At 65.5% G+C, this 16,537-nt stretch carries 19 protein-coding genes; 12 read left to right on the top strand and 7 right to left on the bottom strand.

Annotation, left to right across the window (positions count from 1 at the left end):
- Positions 1 to 369 precede the first annotated feature (369 nt).
- The 5 genes from lpxK to BLV92_RS04640 all read left to right on the top strand — a co-directional run bounded on the left by lpxK (position 370) and on the right by BLV92_RS04640 (position 4,370).
- Positions 370 to 1,386 (top strand): tetraacyldisaccharide 4'-kinase, encoded by a 1,017-nt coding sequence (gene lpxK / locus BLV92_RS04660; RefSeq protein ID WP_090542685.1) that lies wholly within the window; start codon positions 370 to 372, stop codon positions 1,384 to 1,386.
- Positions 1,367 to 1,567 carry a Trm112 family protein gene (locus tag BLV92_RS04655; RefSeq protein ID WP_090542683.1) on the top strand — a complete coding sequence of 67 codons (201 nt, stop codon included), beginning with the start codon at positions 1,367 to 1,369 and terminating at the stop codon, positions 1,565 to 1,567. Before lpxK ends, BLV92_RS04655 begins: the two co-directional genes overlap by 20 nt.
- An 84-nt stretch (positions 1,568 to 1,651) precedes the next feature.
- A complete protein-coding gene (kdsB, locus tag BLV92_RS04650) occupies positions 1,652 to 2,455 on the top strand; it encodes a 3-deoxy-manno-octulosonate cytidylyltransferase (protein WP_090542680.1) in 804 nt (267 codons plus the stop codon).
- A gap of 282 nt (positions 2,456 to 2,737) precedes the next feature.
- Positions 2,738 to 3,400, top strand: a complete 663-nt coding sequence (gene adk / locus BLV92_RS04645; RefSeq protein ID WP_090542679.1) for an adenylate kinase — start codon at positions 2,738 to 2,740, stop codon at positions 3,398 to 3,400.
- A 211-nt stretch (positions 3,401 to 3,611) separates the two neighbouring features.
- On the top strand, positions 3,612 to 4,370 hold the full coding sequence (locus BLV92_RS04640; RefSeq protein WP_090542677.1) for a 3-hydroxyacyl-CoA dehydrogenase: 759 nt from the start codon (positions 3,612 to 3,614) through the stop codon (positions 4,368 to 4,370).
- A 95-nt stretch (positions 4,371 to 4,465) separates the two neighbouring features.
- Here the strand turns inward: BLV92_RS04640 and BLV92_RS04635 are convergent, their stop codons facing one another.
- Positions 4,466 to 5,311 (bottom strand): SirB1 family protein, encoded by an 846-nt coding sequence (locus BLV92_RS04635; RefSeq protein ID WP_090542675.1) that lies wholly within the window; start codon positions 5,309 to 5,311, stop codon positions 4,466 to 4,468.
- Positions 5,312 to 5,313: 2 nt separating this feature from the next.
- Positions 5,314 to 6,864: a murein biosynthesis integral membrane protein MurJ gene (gene murJ, locus BLV92_RS04630; RefSeq protein ID WP_090542673.1), complete on the bottom strand. Its 1,551-nt coding sequence runs from the start codon at positions 6,862 to 6,864 to the stop codon at positions 5,314 to 5,316.
- Between the two features lie 483 nt (positions 6,865 to 7,347).
- Between murJ and rpsT the strand changes: the two genes are divergently transcribed.
- Positions 7,348 to 7,623 carry a 30S ribosomal protein S20 gene (gene rpsT, locus BLV92_RS04625; RefSeq protein WP_090542671.1) on the top strand — a complete coding sequence of 92 codons (276 nt, stop codon included), beginning with the start codon at positions 7,348 to 7,350 and terminating at the stop codon, positions 7,621 to 7,623.
- 268 nt (positions 7,624 to 7,891) lie between these two features.
- On the opposite strand, the gene BLV92_RS04620 is transcribed toward rpsT, so the two are convergent.
- The gene (locus BLV92_RS04620; RefSeq protein ID WP_090542669.1) at positions 7,892 to 8,239 is read right to left on the bottom strand and encodes a DUF3579 domain-containing protein; all 348 of its coding nucleotides are present in this window, start codon (positions 8,237 to 8,239) and stop codon (positions 7,892 to 7,894) included.
- Positions 8,240 to 8,684: 445 nt separating this feature from the next.
- Here BLV92_RS04620 and argF point away from each other — a divergent pair, with 445 nt between their 5' ends.
- Positions 8,685 to 9,614, top strand: coding sequence for an ornithine carbamoyltransferase (argF, locus tag BLV92_RS04615; protein ID WP_090542668.1), 930 nt, complete (start codon positions 8,685 to 8,687; stop codon positions 9,612 to 9,614).
- A 141-nt stretch (positions 9,615 to 9,755) separates the two neighbouring features.
- The gene (locus BLV92_RS04610) at positions 9,756 to 10,985 is read left to right on the top strand and encodes an argininosuccinate synthase (RefSeq protein ID WP_090542666.1); all 1,230 of its coding nucleotides are present in this window, start codon (positions 9,756 to 9,758) and stop codon (positions 10,983 to 10,985) included.
- Between the two features lie 84 nt (positions 10,986 to 11,069).
- Here BLV92_RS04610 and BLV92_RS04605 read toward each other — a convergent pair whose 3' ends face one another.
- Positions 11,070 to 11,873, bottom strand: coding sequence for an IclR family transcriptional regulator (locus tag BLV92_RS04605; protein ID WP_090542665.1), 804 nt, complete (start codon positions 11,871 to 11,873; stop codon positions 11,070 to 11,072).
- Between the two features lie 96 nt (positions 11,874 to 11,969).
- Between BLV92_RS04605 and BLV92_RS04600 the strand changes: the two genes are divergently transcribed.
- Entirely contained in the window at positions 11,970 to 13,160 is a 1,191-nt protein-coding gene (locus BLV92_RS04600) for an acyl-CoA dehydrogenase (protein ID WP_090542663.1), read from the top strand.
- Positions 13,161 to 13,258: 98 nt separating this feature from the next.
- On the opposite strand, the gene BLV92_RS04595 is transcribed toward BLV92_RS04600, so the two are convergent.
- The gene (locus BLV92_RS04595) at positions 13,259 to 13,897 is read right to left on the bottom strand and encodes a peroxiredoxin (RefSeq protein WP_090542661.1); all 639 of its coding nucleotides are present in this window, start codon (positions 13,895 to 13,897) and stop codon (positions 13,259 to 13,261) included.
- 339 nt (positions 13,898 to 14,236) lie between these two features.
- Between BLV92_RS04595 and BLV92_RS04590 the strand changes: the two genes are divergently transcribed.
- The 3 genes from BLV92_RS04590 (at position 14,237) to BLV92_RS04580 (ending at position 15,543) form a co-directional block, all read left to right on the top strand.
- Positions 14,237 to 14,539, top strand: a complete 303-nt coding sequence (locus tag BLV92_RS04590; protein ID WP_090542659.1) for an ElaB/YgaM/YqjD family protein — start codon at positions 14,237 to 14,239, stop codon at positions 14,537 to 14,539.
- 116 nt (positions 14,540 to 14,655) lie between these two features.
- Complete coding sequence (locus tag BLV92_RS04585) at positions 14,656 to 15,042, top strand: phage holin family protein (protein ID WP_090542657.1); 387 nt, start codon at positions 14,656 to 14,658, stop codon at positions 15,040 to 15,042.
- 51 nt (positions 15,043 to 15,093) lie between these two features.
- Positions 15,094 to 15,543: a DUF3318 domain-containing protein gene (locus BLV92_RS04580; RefSeq protein ID WP_090542655.1), complete on the top strand. Its 450-nt coding sequence runs from the start codon at positions 15,094 to 15,096 to the stop codon at positions 15,541 to 15,543.
- 28 nt (positions 15,544 to 15,571) lie between these two features.
- On the opposite strand, the gene BLV92_RS04575 is transcribed toward BLV92_RS04580, so the two are convergent.
- Both BLV92_RS04575 and BLV92_RS04570 read right to left on the bottom strand, forming a co-directional pair.
- Positions 15,572 to 16,024, bottom strand: a complete 453-nt coding sequence (locus tag BLV92_RS04575; RefSeq protein WP_090542653.1) for a type IV pilin protein — start codon at positions 16,022 to 16,024, stop codon at positions 15,572 to 15,574.
- Complete coding sequence (locus BLV92_RS04570; protein WP_244283743.1) at positions 16,024 to 16,524, bottom strand: pilus assembly PilX family protein; 501 nt, start codon at positions 16,522 to 16,524, stop codon at positions 16,024 to 16,026. The genes BLV92_RS04575 and BLV92_RS04570 overlap by 1 nt, the downstream gene beginning before the upstream one ends.
- Positions 16,525 to 16,537 lie beyond the last annotated feature (13 nt).

Here is a 16,537-nt window from a genome sequence, read left to right as displayed (position 1 = left end):
TTGAGCGGACGCGGCCGAGGCTTTCTCCACAAAGTTATCCACAGGACAATTCCGAAATGGAACAATTCGCCAACGTTTGCGGAGAACAGGCCACGCCTGACGAACGGCTTGCCGCGCGAGCGGCTCACGCGCTAGAGTGCCGGGTTCGCGGCTAGCCGCCGTGACCGTTGCATGACCGTTGCGGCGGCCTCGCGCGAGCGCCTCGGCTGCTTCATTGCTGCTTGATTCCCGCTCGATGCGCCGGGGACGACGCAACCGCGACTGTCTCGCAGCCTGCCGTCCGAAGCATTTCCCGTCCATCGCCAGGAGAACCTCGCCGATGCCTGCCTTGCCCGACCGCCTGACCGGTCTCCCCGGCGACTTCAGCCGATGAGCGGCGCCCTCTCCCGCATCGAGGCGCGGCTGACGCAGGAATGGCGTCGGCGCGGCCCGCTCGCGTGGGCGCTCACGCCGCTCGCGGCCGTGTTCGGCGCGGTGACCGCCGCGCGCCGCGCCGCGTATGAGGTCGGCTGGCTGAAGTCGGTGCGGGTGCCGGCGCCGGTCGTCGTCGTCGGCAACGTGACGGTCGGCGGCACCGGCAAGACGCCGACGGTGATCGCGCTCGTCGAGGCGCTGCGCGCGGCGGGCTTCACGCCGGGCGTCGTATCGCGCGGCTACGGCGCGAAGGTCGAGCGTCCGACGCCGGTCACGCCGGCCACCCCGCCACGGGTCGCCGGCGACGAGCCGCTGCTGATCGCGCGGCGCACCGGCGTGCCGGTCTGGGTGTCGCCCGACCGCGTCGCGGCCGCGCAGACGCTGTGCGCCGCGCACCCGGACGTCGACGTGATCGTCAGCGACGACGGCCTGCAGCATTACCGCCTCGCGCGCGACGTCGAACTCGTCGTGTTCGACCATCGGCTCGGCGGCAACGGCTTCCTGCTGCCGGCCGGTCCGCTGCGCGAGCCGCTGTCGCGCCATCGCGACGCCACTCTGATCAACAACCCGTTCGAACGCACGCTGCCGGCGTGGCCGAATACGTTCGCGCTGCGCGTCGAATCCGGCGACGCATGGCATCTGTCGAACCCGGCGCTGCGCCGTCCGCTCGCGCAGTTCGCGAGCCAACGGGTCGTCGCGGCGGCCGGGATCGGCGCGCCGGAGCGCTTTTTCGCGATGCTGCGCGCGGCCGGCCTCGCGCCGCAAACGCTCGCGCTGCCCGATCACTACGCGTTCGCGACGAACCCGTTCACCGACGTCGTCGCCGATGCGATCCTGATTACCGAAAAGGATGCAGTAAAATTGGGCGCCTGGAACGACGCGCGGATCTGGGTTGTCCCGGTCGCCGCCGCGCTCGATCATCGCCTCATCACCCTGGTTGTGGAGAAACTCCGTGGACGCCCGTCTGCTTGAAATCCTGGTCTGCCCGATCTGCAAGGGCCCGCTCAGCTACGATCGCGCCGCGCAGGAGCTGATCTGCAACGCGGACAAGCTCGCTTATCCGATCCGTGACGGCATCCCGGTGATGCTCGTCGACGAGGCGCGCCAGACCGTCGAAGGCACGCCGGTCGATCCGGCCGGCCCGGCCGCCTGAGCTTCGCGCGCGCTCGCCGCGCCGCAACGTCTTTCCTTTTCGCGCCGGCTAGCCGGCGCGTTTTCCTTTCCGCCGATACCCGCGATGACCGCTTCCGTTCCTCCCTTCATCGCCGTCGTGCCCGCGCGCCTCGCGTCCACACGGCTGCCGAACAAACCGCTCGCCGACCTCGGCGGCAAGCCGATGGTCGTGCGCGTCGCCGAACGCGCGCGCGCGTCGGGGGCGCAGCAGGTGCTGATCGCGTCGGACGCGCAGAGCGTGCTCGACGCCGCGCGCGAGCACGGCTTCGACGCGGTGCTCACGCGCGCCGACCATCCGTCCGGCACCGACCGGCTCGCGGAGGTCGCGCAAACGTTCGGCTGGAGCGACGACACCCTCGTCGTCAACGTGCAGGGCGACGAACCGCTGATCGATCCGGCGCTGGTGTGCGACGTGGCGTCGCACCTTGCCGCGCATCCGGATTGCGCAATCGCAACAGCCGCACACCCGATTTCGGCTCCGGAAGAGATCTTCAGTCCGAACGTCGTGAAGGTCGTGCTCGACGCGCGCGGCGTTGCGCTGTACTTCTCGCGCGCGCCGATTCCGTGGGCGCGCGACGCATGGCTGCCGCACTGGTCGCCGGAACGTCTCGATCTCGCGCAGATGCCCGCGCCGCCTGCACCGGCGGTCGTTTACCGGCATATCGGCCTGTACGCGTACCGCGCGAAATTCCTGCGCAGCTATCCGTCGCTCGAACAGTCGCCGATCGAGCACGTCGAGGCGCTCGAACAGTTGCGCGCGATGTGGCACGGCGAGCGGATCGCGGTGCGCGTGACTGCCGAAGCGCCCGCGCCGGGCGTCGATACACCCGCCGATCTCGCCCGCGTGCAGGCGTTGTTCAGGCCATAGTCCGGTCCTTAATTCCGGTCGTACGCGCGGGAAGCCATGGCATAATCGGTTGCTTGCGCGAGCCTTCCGGAGCCTTTACGAGCCGGGGTCTCTCCCGTTCGTTGCAGGCATTGTCCGCTGCGCCGTCCCCCCGGATGCTGCCGCGCGGAACACACCGCCCGCTGCCCATGCGTCGTTCGCCGGCGGCCGCGAAACGCGAAGGAGACTCCCGGCGCCGCCGATGCTGCTCGCTTCCCGCAGCCGCCGCGCCGCAAGAATTCACATAGATCGGAGATTGGTCACATGCGTTTGATCCTGTTGGGCGCCCCGGGCGCGGGCAAGGGAACCCAGGCAAACTTCATCAAGGAGAAGTTCGGCATTCCGCAGATCTCGACCGGCGACATGCTGCGCGCGGCGGTGAAGGCCGGCACGCCGCTCGGCGTCGAGGCGAAGCGGTTCATGGATGCGGGCGAACTGGTCACGGACGAGCTGATCATCAATCTCGTGAAAGAACGCCTGCAGCAGCCGGACTGCGCGAGCGGCTATCTGTTCGACGGCTTTCCGCGCACGCTGCCGCAAGCCGAAGCAATGAAGCAGGCCGGCGTCGCGATCGACTACGTGCTGGAAATCGACGTGCCGTTCGACGAGATCATCGTGCGGATGAGCGGCCGTCGCGTGCATGCCGCGTCGGGCCGCACGTATCACGTGAAGTTCAATCCGCCGAAGAACGACATGGTCGACGACGTGACCGGCGAGCCGCTGATCCAGCGCGACGACGACAAGGAAGAGACGGTGCGCAAGCGCCTCGACGTGTACGTCGCGCAGACCAAGCCGCTGATCGCGTATTACAGCGACTGGGCGAAGCGCGGCGAAGAAAACGGCCTGAAGGCGCCGCAGTATCGCAGCATCTCCGGCCTCGGCACCGTCGACGAAATCCGTTCGCGCGTGTTCGACGCGCTGAAGTAAATCCCTCCTGCGCCGGCAGGCCGGAATCGTCCGGCGCTGTCTGTCGGCGCAGCACAACCGGCCCCTGCGGATCGCGTGCGGGATGGCGGTCCGCCGGCTGGCCTGGCCGGCGTCGTTGCACCAACGTTGCATACGGCGCTCGCCTGCGCGGCGGCCTCCAGCTTGCCCGCATCACTACAAGACAAGAACAAATCCGCAAGGAGCAAGAGACATGCAGATCCGTGACAGCGTATTCCTGATCACCGGCGGCGCATCGGGCCTCGGTGCGGCCACCGCGCGCCTCGTCGCCGCGGAAGGCGGCAAACCCGTGATCGCCGACCTGAACGAAGACGCGGGCCGCGCGCTCGCGCAGGAACTCGGCGGCGCGTTCGTGAAGTGCAACGTCGCGAGCGAAGAGGACGGCGCCGCAGCGGTCGCCGCGGCCACTGCGCTCGGCACGCTGCGCGGCCTCGTGAACTGCGCGGGCGTCGCGCCCGCGTCGAAGACGGTCGGCAAGGACGGCCCTCACCCGCTCGATCTGTTCTCGAAGACCGTGTCGGTGAACCTGATCGGCACGTTCAACATGATCCGCCTCGCGGCCGCCGCGATCGCGAAGAACGAGCCGAACGCACTCGGCGAACGCGGCGTGATCGTGAACACCGCGTCGGTCGCGGCGTACGACGGCCAGATCGGCCAGGCGGCGTATGCCGCGTCGAAGGGCGGCGTCGTCGCGATGACGCTGCCGGTCGCGCGCGACCTGTCGCGCAGCGGCATCCGCGTGATGACGATCGCGCCGGGCATCTTCGAGACGCCGATGCTGCTCGGCATGCCGAAGGAAGTGCAGGACGCGCTCGGCGCGATGGTGCCGTTCCCGCCGCGGCTCGGCAAACCGGACGAATACGCGATGCTCGTGAAGCAGATCGTCGAGAATCCAATGCTGAACGGCGAGGTGATCCGCCTCGACGGCGCGATCCGGATGCAGCCGAAGTAACCGCGCCGCGAGCCTGATGACGAAAAAGCCTGCGATGTCCAGCGCAGGCTTTTTGTTTATGCGGGACGCCTGTCGAAGCGGGCGTGGTGGAGAAATCAGCCCTGCTCGTTGTCCAGCGTGCGCTGCCGCAGTTCGTACAACTGCGATTCGACGACCGTCGCGTCCTCGGCCTCCGGCCGCTCCTCCAGATACCGTTCGAGGTCTTCGAGCGCCGGCCGCAGATAATCGAGCCGCGCATACGCGAAACCGCGATCGCGCACTTCCTCGATGCTGCCCGGCAGCAGGATCACGAGCCGCTGCTGGATCGCGAGCAAACGCTGCCAGCGTTCGGTCTGCACGTACGTCGCCTTGAGGTTGCGCAGCATCCGCGCGACGATCTCGCGGCGCGTCGCCGGCTCCAGCAGCATCCGCAACGCGCGCGCGACCGATTCGCCCGCGTTCGCGACATACGGTTCGAGCAGTTCGACCATGTCGGATTCGGACAGCGACCGGCCGGTCGTCGGATCGAGAATCACGTCGCCTTCCGGCGCGATCACGCGCAACAGGAAGTGGCCCGGAAACGACACGCCGCGCACCGGCAGATCGAGCTGGCTCGCGAGTTCCAGATACAGCACCGCGAGCGAAATCGGAATGCCGCGCCGCCGCTTCAGCACGACGTTCAGGTGACTGTTATCCGGATCGTAGTAATCGTTCAGGTTCGACGCGAAGCCGAGTTCGCGAAAGAAGCAGCGATTCAGGATGCTGACCCGCTGGTGCACGTCCGCGCCGTCCGGCATGCGCCGGCGCACGCGCAGCGCGAGTTCGTCGATCTCCGCGAGCGTGCCTTGCAGATCGAGGTCCGGATACGCGTCCTGCGCGATCGCCAGCGCCGCCTCGGTGAGCGGCAGGCTGTCGTCGTCGGCGACGAGCGCGTTGAAATAATCGAGAACCCGCGTATTCATCGTCACTTCGTCCGCCTCTTGAAATAAGCGTACTTGAAGCCCATCAGCCACAGCATACCGAAATATAGCGCGGCGAACAGCACGAGGCAGGCGCCGAGCAGCACGATCCGCGCGAACGGCGTCTGCCGCAGCCCGATCCAGTCGTAATTGATCGAGCACCAGTGCATCGCGCCGGCGAGCACGAGGCACGCGCCGAGCATCTGCACGACGAACACCGGCCAGCCGGCCGACGGCGTGTAGATGCCGCGCCGCCGCAGCCCGATATACAGCAGCAGCGCGTTGATGCACGCGCCGAGCCCGACCGACAGCGTAAGCCCGGCGTGCGCGAAGAGCGGCACGAACACGTAGTTGCTCGCCTGCGTCGCGGCCAGCACGCCGATGCCGATCTTCACCGGCGTCTTGATGTCCTGACGCGCGTAAAAACCGGGCGCGAGGATCTTGATCAGGATGAGCCCGATCAGGCCGACGCCATAGGCGGCCAGCGCACGGCCGACCATCACGACCGACTCGGCGTCGAACTTGCCGTAATGGAACAGCGTCGCGGTCAGCGGCTGCGCGAAGAAGAACAGCGCGACCGCGCTCGGCGCGGCAAGCAGGAACGTGACGCGCAATCCCCAGTCGAGCAGCGCCGAATACTCGTGCGGATCGGCATCGACGTGCGCCTTCGACAGGCTCGGCAGCAGGATCGTGCCGAGCGCGACGCCGAGCAGCGCGGTCGGGAACTCCATCAGCCGGTCCGCGTAGTTGATCCACGACACCGCGCCGGGGCCGAGATGCGATGCGATGTTCGTGTTGATGATCAGGCTGATCTGCGCGACCGACACCGCGAACATCGCGGGCACCATTTTGCCGAGCACGCGCTTCACGCCACGATGCGCGAGCGCGCGCACGGGGTTCAGCGCGATGTGCGGCATCATGTCGATCCGCTTCAGGCCGGGCAGTTGCACAAGGAATTGCAGCACGCCGCCGACGATCACCGCCCACGCGAGCGCATACACCGGCTGACGCATATGCGGCGCCGCGAACAGCGCCGCCGCGATGAACGACACGTTCAGCAGCACCGGCGCGAACGCGGGCAGCGAGAACTGCTTGTATGTATTGAGCACGCCGGACGCGAGCGACGTCAGCGAGATGAACACGACGTACGGGAACATGATGCGCGTCATCGTGACGGCGAGCGGGAACGCGTCGCCGTTGCTCTTCAACCCGGACGCGACCGCGAACACGACGACCGATGCGCCGGCGATGCCGAGCAGCGACAGGATCGCGAGCGCCCACGCGAGCACGGTCGAGGTCGCGTCGACGAGCGCGCGCGTCGCGTCGTGGCCCTTCTGGCTCTTGAACTCCGCGAGGATCGGCACGAACGCCTGCGAGAACGCGCCTTCCGCCGAGATCCGGCGCAGCAGGTTCGGAATGCGGAACGCGACGTAAAACGCGTCCGTATACTGGCTCGCGCCGAACGCGCGGGCGATCAACGTCTCGCGGGCCAGTCCGGTCACGCGCGACAGCAGCGTGAAGCCGCTGACCGTCAGCAGGGCTCGGAATAGATTCATGGGGCGCTTATTATACGGGTGCGTCGGCGGCCGGCTCCGTTAGCGGCGGCACGGCCAGCCGTTCGGACCGCGATCGCACGGATCCGTTCGATCGACATCGACAAGCGCATCCGGCGGCGTACCCTATGCGAACCGTCGCAGGCGGCCCACACGCGCCATGCGGCGAACCAGCCCGAGGTTGCCACCCCCCTGATTTTGTTGCTATAATCGCCGGTTTCGAAGCTCACCCAAGCCTTTTCACGGCTCGCGGAGCGCGCACAGCGGCACATGGAGCGGCAGGAGCGGCACCCAGCCGCCCTGAAGCGCCCCCGAAGCGCGCTTTCGGATGGGGCGAGGATGAGAGCGACATCGCTCGCATCAGTTTGACTTTCATGCTTTCGGACGATCGGCAACGGCCTGTTCCGGAAGTGAAAACCCAAAGGCATGCAGCACCGCCCCGCTTCACGGGTCGGGCTGGAAACAGGAACAGGACAAGGAACCGTCATGGCTAACTCCGCACAAGCACGCAAGCGCGCCCGTCAGGCCGCGAAGGCTAACTCGCACAACTCGGCACTGCGCTCGAAGTTCCGCACCGCCATCAAGGCTGTTCGCAAGGCGATCGAAGCCGGCGACAAGGCTCAGGCCGCTGAAATTTTCAAGGCATCGGCAAAGACGCTCGACATCATTGCCGACAAGAAGATCGTTCACAAGAACAAGGCCGCTCGCAACAAGAGCCGCCTCGCGGCCGCCGTCAAGGCGCTGCAGGCCAACGCGCAGTAAATCCGGCTGGCCCGCCACGGCGGGCCGCCTCCTGTTTCCGCTGCGCCGCATTAAAACCCGCTTCGGCGGGTTTTTTTGTACGCACCGTCGCCGGGGATTCCAGTGGACGGCACGAGCACGAGATGCACTGCCGCGTCGCCGACGCATGCACGTAACGCACGTAAAAAAACCCGCTTGCGCGGGCCTTTGTTCAACGGCTGCATTGCGAATGACAGATCCAGGACCGCGACCTGCGCCGCGATCCGGTGAAGCGTCAATGCGTCGAGATTCAGCGTGGTTCGCGTTGCTGCGCCGCGTGTCCGATCGGCAGTTCACACGCTTCGGTCACGACGAGATCGTTGTCCTTCGCGAAGTTCATCACGAAGTTGAACGCCATCGGCTCGATGTCACGCAACCGGGAGTCGAGCACCACGCACTTGAGGTCGCCGATCATCGTCGGCCGCACGTACAGCGAATATCGGAGATAGGCGTTTGGCCCCCGCGCATTCACCGACGCCTTCGGCCCGAAAGATGACATCACACCCGCCAGACGCTCGGACCAGTCGCTAGGTCGAAACCGCTTCCCGCTGCTGGTAATGCCCTGAATGAAGTATTCGGTTGGGGGTGCTTCGGCCATTTAGGGGTACCTGTATGACTGCCTCGGGCGACCGCGCCACGAACGCGCCGCCCCGCTCCTCGACATGCGGATTCGGGCCTGCAAACCACGCGCGCAAGAGCCATCCCCGGGTAGGAAACGACGGCCTCGCGCAGCGCGCACCCCCGTATGCCGGAACGCGCGCCAACCGGGCCAACAGGCCGCATCCGCAAGCCGTTTTTAAGCTTCGGACTTGCTGCCGTGCCTGAGAGAAAACGTCGCGATTATAGCGCAGCGGACCTTTTTCCGCACTGCACACAAGACTCCTTTCGCCTGTAAAGACAGCCAAAGCCCCATTGCACGGGCGTTTTGGACGGCTCGTCAAAATGCGCAAAATCCTTTATGCTGCATTGACTTACCACTCATAATCGCGGCGTCGCCAGCCGGCATCGTGCAGCACCGGCCGGATGGGCGCCGTTCCTGTTTCATGACTTCCCGGAACATTCGCCACTACCTGCAGTTCAAGGATTTCTCGCTCGACGATTACGATTACGTGCTTGAGCGAGCGCGCATCCTGAAGCGCAAATTCAAGAACTACGAGACGTATCACCCGCTGCACGACCGCACGCTCGCGATGATCTTCGAGAAGAATTCGACGCGCACGCGCCTGTCGTTCGAAGCGGGGATCTTCCAGCTCGGCGGCCACGCGGTGTTCATGAGCACGCGCGACACGCAGCTCGGCCGCGGCGAGCCGATCGAGGACGCCGCGCAGGTGATCTCGCGGATGGTCGACATCATCATGATCCGCACGTTCGGCCAGGACATCATCCAGCGCTTCGCGGAAAACTCGCGCGTGCCGGTGATCAACGGGCTGACGAACGAGTACCACCCGTGCCAGGTGCTCGCGGACATCTTCACGTACTACGAGCATCGCGGCCCGATTCGCGGCAAGACGGTCGCGTGGGTCGGCGACGCCAATAACATGCTGTACACGTGGATCCAGGCCGCGCAGATTCTCGACTTCAAGCTGCGGCTGTCGACGCCGCCCGGCTATCGGCTCGACCGCGCGCTCGTCGCACCGGAAAGCGCGCCGTTCGTCGACGAGTTCGACGATCCGCACCTCGCGTGCGACGGCGCCGATCTCGTGACCACCGACGTGTGGACCAGCATGGGCTTCGAGGCGGAAAACGAGGCGCGCAAGAAGGCGTTCGCCGACTGGTGCGTCGATGCCGAAATGATGGCGCGCGCGAAGCCGGACGCGCTTTTCATGCACTGTCTGCCCGCGCATCGCGGCGAGGAAGTGAGCGCCGAAGTGATCGACGGTCCGCAGAGCGTCGTGTGGGACGAAGCGGAAAACCGTCTGCATGTGCAGAAGGCGCTGATGGAATATCTGCTGCTCGGCAAGCTGAATCACTGAGCGGCAGGCACGGGCGACGCGTCGGCCATCCGGCCGGCGTCGCCGCGAAAATACGGCGCATCCGCCGTTTGGTGTCAAAATATCGTTTTCGCGCATCCGGACCGCCGGCATGCGCAGATTCTCTCCAGTCACGGGTTCACCATGAGCGATATCAAGAAAGTCGTGCTCGCCTACTCGGGCGGTCTCGACACCTCCGTCATCCTGAAGTGGTTGCAGGACAACTACGACGCGGAAGTCGTCACCTTCACCGCCGACATCGGCCAGGGCGAAGAACTGGAGCCGGCACGCAAGAAAGCGCTGCAACTCGGCATCAAGCAGGAAAACATCTTCATCGACGATCTGCGCGAAGAGTTCGTGCGCGACTTCGTGTTCCCGATGTTCCGCGCGAACGCGCTGTACGAAGGCGAATATCTGCTCGGCACGTCGATCGCGCGTCCGCTGATCGCGAAACGCCAGATCGAGATCGCGCGCGCCACCGGCGCGCAGGCCGTCTCGCACGGCGCCACCGGCAAGGGCAACGACCAGGTCCGCTTCGAACTCGGCTATTACGCGCTCGAACCGGGCATCAAGGTGATCGCCCCGTGGCGCGAGTGGGATCTGCTGTCGCGCGAGAAGCTGCTCGCGTACGCGGAAAAGGCCGGCATTCCGATCGACATGAAGCACCGCCAGGGCGGCGCGCCGTATTCGATGGATGCGAACCTGCTGCACATCTCGTTCGAGGGCCGTCACCTCGAAGACCCGAAGGCGGAAGCCGAGGAAGACATGTGGCGCTGGACGGTGTCGCCGGAACAGGCGCCGGACGCCGCCGAATACGTGGACATCGAGTACGAGCACGGCGACCCGGTTGCGATCAACGGCAAGCGCGTGAGCCCGGCCGAGGCGCTGACCGAACTGAACCGTCTCGGCAGCAAGCACGGCATCGGCCGCCTCGACCTCGTCGAGAACCGCTACGTCGGCATGAAGTCGCGCGGCTGTTATGAAACGCCGGGCGGCACGATCATGCTGAAGGGGCACCGCGGCATCGAGTCGATCACGCTCGACCGCGAAGTCGCGCATCTGAAGGACGATCTGCTCGCGCGTTATGCGGCGCTGATTTACAACGGCTACTGGTGGAGCCCGGAGCGCCGCGCGCTGCAGGTGCTGATCGACCACACGCAGCAGAACGTGAACGGCTGGGTGCGCGTGAAGCTGTACAAGGGCAGCGTGTCGGTCGTCGCGCGCGATTCGAAGGACACGCTGTTCGACAAGACGATCGCGACGTTCGACGACGACGGCGGCGCCTACAACCAGGCCGACGCCGGCGGGTTCATCAAGCTGAACGCACTGCGTATGCGGATCGCGGAAAACGCACGCCGTCAGCGCAACAAGTAATCGCGCTCGCTGCGCCGAAGCAAACGAAAACGCCAGGACGATGTCCTGGCGTTTTTGCTTTGGGCGAGCAGTGAATCGTACCGGTCACGCAGTATTGCCGAGCCGCCTCGCGAGCTGCTTCAGCAATGGCGCAACGCGCTCGCGAAACACCTCCTTGCCCATCGACGACGCCGGCCCGCTGCAACTGAGCACGAGCCAGCGTCCATCACGCGGCTCGCGGAACGGCACCGCGACCGCGTTCACGTCGTCGTGCCAGTCGCGGAACGAATAACAGCACCGCTCGGTCGCGAACGCGTCGATCTCGCGCTGCGCGGCCGTGACGAGCGCGGGTCCGTCAGGTCCCGCCGCCTTCTGCAAATCGGCGATCAGCGCCGCGCGCGCGTCCGGCGTCTGCACCGCCAGATACGCGCGCCCCATCGAACTCGTCAGCATCGACAACTTCGATCCCGACGCGAGTCCGAGCGTCAGCGCGGTCTCGCTGCGGATCGTTTCGAGATACACCATGTCGAGCCCGTCACGACATCCGAGCGACACGGCCGCCCCCACCTCCCGCGCGAACGACCGCATGTGCGGCCGCGCCAGTTCGAGCGTGTCGTTGCCGGACAGCAGCGCGAAGCCGAGCGACAGCACGCCGGCGTCCAGCGCATATTTGCCGAACGTATCGTCGAAGCGCAGGTAGCCGAGCACCGTCAGCGTGTAAGCGAGCCGGTTGACGGTCGCCTTCGGCAAACCGGTGCGTTCGACGAAATCGCGGTTGCCGAGCAATGTCTCGCCGGGACGAAATGCACGTAGTAATTCGAGACCGCGCGCCAGCGCGACGACGAACTTGCGCTCGTCGATCGGCGCGTCGGGCGACGCGATGGAGGTGGGCAAAATCGATGCAGACATGGCCGTCCCAGTGATACACTTGTGCGAATTTGCAAAACATTGTTTCGCGTAGCGGAACTTCCGTCAAGCGAAAAGATTCCTTTCAGGAGAGACGCCATGGCCGCAAACGCCCAGTTTCAATGGGAAGATCCGCTGCTGCTCGACCAGCAGCTCACCGAAGACGAACGCATGGTGCGCGACGCCGCGCTCGCGTATTCGCGGGACAAGCTCGCGCCGCGCGTCCTCGAAGCGTTCCGTCACGAATCGACCGATCCCGCGATCTTCCGCGAAATGGGCGAAATCGGCCTGCTCGGCCCTACGATCCCCGAGCAGTATGGCGGCCCCGGCCTCAACTACGTGAGCTACGGGCTGATCGCGCGCGAAGTCGAACGCGTCGATTCCGGCTATCGCTCGATGATGTCCGTGCAGTCGTCGCTCGTGATGGTGCCGATCTTCGAATTCGGCTCGGACGCGCAGAAAGAGAAGTACCTGCCGAAGCTCGCAAGCGGCGAGTGGATCGGCTGCTTCGGCTTGACCGAGCCGAATCACGGCTCCGATCCCGGCAGCATGGTCACCCGCGCGAAGAAGGTGAACGGCGGTTATTCGCTGTCCGGCGCGAAGATGTGGATCACGAACTCGCCGATCGCCGACGTGTTCGTCGTGTGGGCGAAGCTCGAAGAGGACGGCAAGGACGACATCCGCGGCTTCATCCTCGAAAAAGGCTGGAAGGGCCTGTCGGCGCCGGCGATTCACGGCAAGGTCGGCCTGCGCGCGTCGATCACCGGCGAAATCGTGATGGACGAAGTGTTCGTTCCGGAAGAAAACCTGATGCCGGGCGTGAAGGGCCTGCGCGGACCGTTCACGTGCCTGAACTCGGCACGCTACGGGATCGCGTGGGGTGCGCTCGGCGCGGCCGAAGCCTGCTGGCACACCGCGCGCCAATACGTGCTCGACCGCAAGCAGTTCGGCCGCCCGCTGGCCGCGAACCAGTTGATCCAGAAGAAACTCGCCGACATGCAGACCGAAATCACGCTCGGCCTGCAAGGCGTGCTGCGGCTCGGCCGCATGAAGGACGAAGGCACGGCGGCAGTCGAGATCACGTCGATCATGAAGCGCAACTCGTGCGGCAAATCGCTCGACATCGCGCGGCTCGCGCGCGACATGCTCGGCGGCAATGGGATCTCCGACGAGTTCGGCGTCGCGCGGCACCTGGTGAACCTCGAAGTCGTGAACACGTACGAAGGCACGCACGACATCCACGCACTGATTCTCGGCCGCGCGCAAACCGGCATTCAGGCGTTCTTCTGACGTCGGGCGCGCTCCTGCGCGCCTGTGCCGCATCAACAAAAAAGCGCCGCACGATGTGCGGCGCTTTTCGTTTCCACCGGCCATGGAGCCGGCTGCGCTTATTTGTTCGGCTGCGGCGTCAGTCGCAGATACGGACGCAGCGCCTTGTAGCCCTTCGGAAATTTCTGCTTGATCACTTCCTCGTCCTTCAGCGACGGGACGATCACCACGTCGTCGCCCTGCTTCCAGTTGCCCGGCGTCGCCACCTGGTAGTTGTCGGTCAGTTGCAGCGAGTCGATCACGCGCAGCACTTCGTCGAAGTTGCGACCGGTGCTCGCCGGATACGTGATGATCAGGCGCACCTTCTTCTTCGGGTCGATCACGAACAGCGAGCGCACGGTCAGCGTCTCGTTCGCATTCGGGTGGATCATGTCGTACAACTCGGACACCTTGCGGTCGCCGTCCGCGAGGATCGGGAAACCGACGCTGGCTGCCTGCGTCTCGTTGATGTCCTTGATCCACTCCTTGTGGGATTCGGCGCTGTCGACCGACAGCGCGATCGTCTTCACGCCGCGCTTTTCGAATTCGCCGGCGAGCTTCGCGGTGAGACCCAGTTCGGTCGTGCAGACCGGCGTGAAGTCGGCCGGGTGGGAAAACAGCACGCCCCAGCTATCGCCCAGCCACTCATGAAAACGGATACGGCCGATGCTCGAATCCTGCTCGAAGTCGGGCGCGGTGTCGCCAAGACGTAGACTCATGATGCAGCTCCTTGAACGGTGCGGACGCGCACTCGCGTCCAGCGGCTGTGGGAATTCACAACTTTAAAGCATACGGGAGCCGCTGCGCACCGCGAACGAACATCGGCTCACACCGTTATGAGTTTTTGTAATTTTGTCCGTTATCGTGGAAACTTAACGGGCCAGATCAACGTCAATCGATCCGCACGTCGTTCGATCATGAACGACTCGTTGCGAACACGACGGGCAGTCATCGGGAACGGTTCGTGCGAGCGCGCAACTGAAGGCGGCGCGCCGCGCTCGCCAGCAGCCGTTTCTTTGTTACGATTCACGCGTGGCGTGACACGAAGGGAGCAGTCAATGTCAGAAGTCAACAAGGAGAGACTGATGTCGGATATCAAAACCGTTCTCGCGGACGCAGAGGACCTGCTGAAGCAGGCCGCCAGCGCAACTGGCGAACGCGCGTCCGAACTGCGCGAAACGGCGTTGACGCGCCTGAAGCAAGCGAAGGAAAAGGCAGCCGACGTCCAGGTCGTCGTGGTCGAAAAAGGCAAGAAGGCCGCGCGCGCGACCGACGACTACGTGCACGAGCATCCGTGGACGTCGATCGGCATCGCCGCCGGCGTCGGCGTGTTGATCGGACTATTGATCAACCGCAAGTAAGCAGCTAATACAGCGACAAGCGGTTCGCGCACGCGCGCCGCGTGGATCGGGGTGGGCGCACAGCGTGCGTCCGCCCTCTCTCAGCCGCGCATCCCGATGCGCAACCGCCTCTTGCCATGACGACAGACAGCCAATCGCAGCGAGCGGAGCACGGTCCGCTGCGCCGCATCATCGGTGCCGTGTTCTCGATCCTCGAAACGAGGCTCGAACTGATCGGCATCGAACTGGCCGAGGAAAAGGACCGCCTGATCGGGGTGCTCTTTCTCGGGCTCGCGGCCACGCTGCTCGCGACCCTCGCGCTGATCGCGCTGACCGCACTGATCGCGATTGCGTTCTGGGACACCTATCGCTGGCAGGCGCTCGCCGGCATCACCGCGGTGTATGCGCTTGCCGCGATCGTCTGCGGCGTGAAAGCGCGCCAGGGGCTGCGCAATGCGCCGCTGATGTTCCAGGCGACGCTGAACGAATTCGAGAAAGACCACGAGCTGTTCCGCAAGCACTAGCCGGCCACTGCCCGTTACGCTTCCGCCCTCACCGCCCGCCGACGATCCGCCATGAGCCAATCCCATCCGGACTCCACGTTCCGCCCGAAGCGCCCGCCCGCGAAAGAGCTTTCGACGCCGCAACTGCGCGCGCTGCGCAAAGAGCTGCTGATCGTGCGCGCGGACGTCGAGCGGGCCGAACTGCTCGAATCGTACGTGCACCTGCGCGAAGCGGTCACGCATTTCAGCTGGCTGCGCTTCCTCGTTCCGGGCTTCGGCAAGCAACGCGGCGGCCCGCTGGGTTCGACGGTCGGCGGGTTGCTCAAGCAATATCCGATGCTCAGTTCGCTCGTATCGCTGATACTCGCGAAGCCGCTGCGCGCAAGCGTCGTCTCGACCGCGCGGCCGCTGATCAAGTGGACCGGCATCGCGTTCACCGCTTGGGAAGCGTATCGCGTGTGGCAGCAGATCCGGCAACAGCGACGGACTTCCGCACGCAGTTCGGGCATCGACGAAGAGTGAACCTGTCGCCTGTCTCACGCCGCTGCGCTTAACGATCCCGCCAGCATTCACCGAGCGTCGGCGCGGATGCGTCGCCCGGCGGGACATTCGTTCTCGTGCCCGTGGCATCGAGCCGGAACGTGCCGCACGCGTCGTCCCGCATCGGTCCGGGCTCGGTCGGACGCGCTTCGATCACATACCCGCCGTTCGTTTCGTCGCCCCGCGACAGACTCAATCGATACACCGCCACGCCTGACGACGGCGACTGATCGAGGCCCGCCGGCAGCGTGTTCGCATCCGGCGCGGCAGTGTCGGCGAACTGCGCGGCGCGATAAAGCGCGGTGATCGCATCGGTGCGATGTCCGCGAGCGATCTGCCCGTGATAAGCCGGCAACGCAAACGCGGCGACGATCGCCGCAATCGCCAGCGCGACGACGAGTTCCAGCAGCGTGAACCCGCTGTCACGCACCGTCGCTTCCTGTTCACCCCTGTGACGTGACATCAGAACGGCCTCGCGACGACACGCCGCCAGTGCGACTCGACATCGGTTCCGTCGATCACCAGTTGAAGCTGAAGCCAGCTCTGCGCGTCGACCGACGCGCCAAAGCCGCGCGCGGTCAACAGGAATGCGCGGGCTTCCGGACGCGTTTCGAGCTTCCAGCTCTCGATCATGCACTGTGGCGACCGCACCGAGCCCGGCCATGGTTCGATCGGAACAACGGCGCGTGCGTCGAAATCGCGCGGCTGACGCCATGCGGATGGCTCGCCGGACTCGTCGGGCGGAAGCGGCGCGACCATCGCTCCGGACATCAACGCACGGGCGCAAAGCCGCAGCGCCGAATCGGCTGCATGGAACGCCTGCTGATGATCGGCCGTCGCGCTCGCGTTGCGCGCGTCGAGCAACGCCGATTCGAACCACGCGGACGACGTGACGAGCATCATCGCGACGATCATCAGCACGATCGGCAATGCGATGCCTTGCTGCTTCCGCCCCAACCGCATGCAGCACCGGATG

Source organism: Paraburkholderia caballeronis (assembly GCF_900104845.1).
GTDB lineage: Bacteria > Pseudomonadota > Gammaproteobacteria > Burkholderiales > Burkholderiaceae > Paraburkholderia > Paraburkholderia caballeronis.
This window is presented reverse-complemented; position numbering and strand designations above follow the sequence as displayed.

Coding starts and splice junctions, on each gene's coding strand:
- kdsB (WP_090542680.1), top strand. CDS start 1,652: ATGACCGCTTCCGTTCCTCCCTTCATCGCCGTCGTGCCCGCGCGCCTC.
- BLV92_RS04575 (WP_090542653.1), bottom strand. CDS start 16,024: ATGTCACGTCACAGGGGTGAACAGGAAGCGACGGTGCGTGACAGCGGG.
- rpsT (WP_090542671.1), top strand. CDS start 7,348: ATGGCTAACTCCGCACAAGCACGCAAGCGCGCCCGTCAGGCCGCGAAG.
- BLV92_RS04585 (WP_090542657.1), top strand. CDS start 14,656: ATGACGACAGACAGCCAATCGCAGCGAGCGGAGCACGGTCCGCTGCGC.
- BLV92_RS04580 (WP_090542655.1), top strand. CDS start 15,094: ATGAGCCAATCCCATCCGGACTCCACGTTCCGCCCGAAGCGCCCGCCC.
- BLV92_RS04570 (WP_244283743.1), bottom strand. CDS start 16,524: ATGCGGTTGGGGCGGAAGCAGCAAGGCATCGCATTGCCGATCGTGCTG.
- BLV92_RS04635 (WP_090542675.1), bottom strand. CDS start 5,311: ATGAATACGCGGGTTCTCGATTATTTCAACGCGCTCGTCGCCGACGAC.
- BLV92_RS04640 (WP_090542677.1), top strand. CDS start 3,612: ATGCAGATCCGTGACAGCGTATTCCTGATCACCGGCGGCGCATCGGGC.
- BLV92_RS04600 (WP_090542663.1), top strand. CDS start 11,970: ATGGCCGCAAACGCCCAGTTTCAATGGGAAGATCCGCTGCTGCTCGAC.
- murJ (WP_090542673.1), bottom strand. CDS start 6,864: ATGAATCTATTCCGAGCCCTGCTGACGGTCAGCGGCTTCACGCTGCTG.
- adk (WP_090542679.1), top strand. CDS start 2,738: ATGCGTTTGATCCTGTTGGGCGCCCCGGGCGCGGGCAAGGGAACCCAG.
- BLV92_RS04590 (WP_090542659.1), top strand. CDS start 14,237: ATGTCAGAAGTCAACAAGGAGAGACTGATGTCGGATATCAAAACCGTT.
- BLV92_RS04595 (WP_090542661.1), bottom strand. CDS start 13,897: ATGAGTCTACGTCTTGGCGACACCGCGCCCGACTTCGAGCAGGATTCG.
- BLV92_RS04610 (WP_090542666.1), top strand. CDS start 9,756: ATGAGCGATATCAAGAAAGTCGTGCTCGCCTACTCGGGCGGTCTCGAC.
- argF (WP_090542668.1), top strand. CDS start 8,685: ATGACTTCCCGGAACATTCGCCACTACCTGCAGTTCAAGGATTTCTCG.
- BLV92_RS04605 (WP_090542665.1), bottom strand. CDS start 11,873: ATGTCTGCATCGATTTTGCCCACCTCCATCGCGTCGCCCGACGCGCCG.
- lpxK (WP_090542685.1), top strand. CDS start 370: ATGAGCGGCGCCCTCTCCCGCATCGAGGCGCGGCTGACGCAGGAATGG.
- BLV92_RS04620 (WP_090542669.1), bottom strand. CDS start 8,239: ATGGCCGAAGCACCCCCAACCGAATACTTCATTCAGGGCATTACCAGC.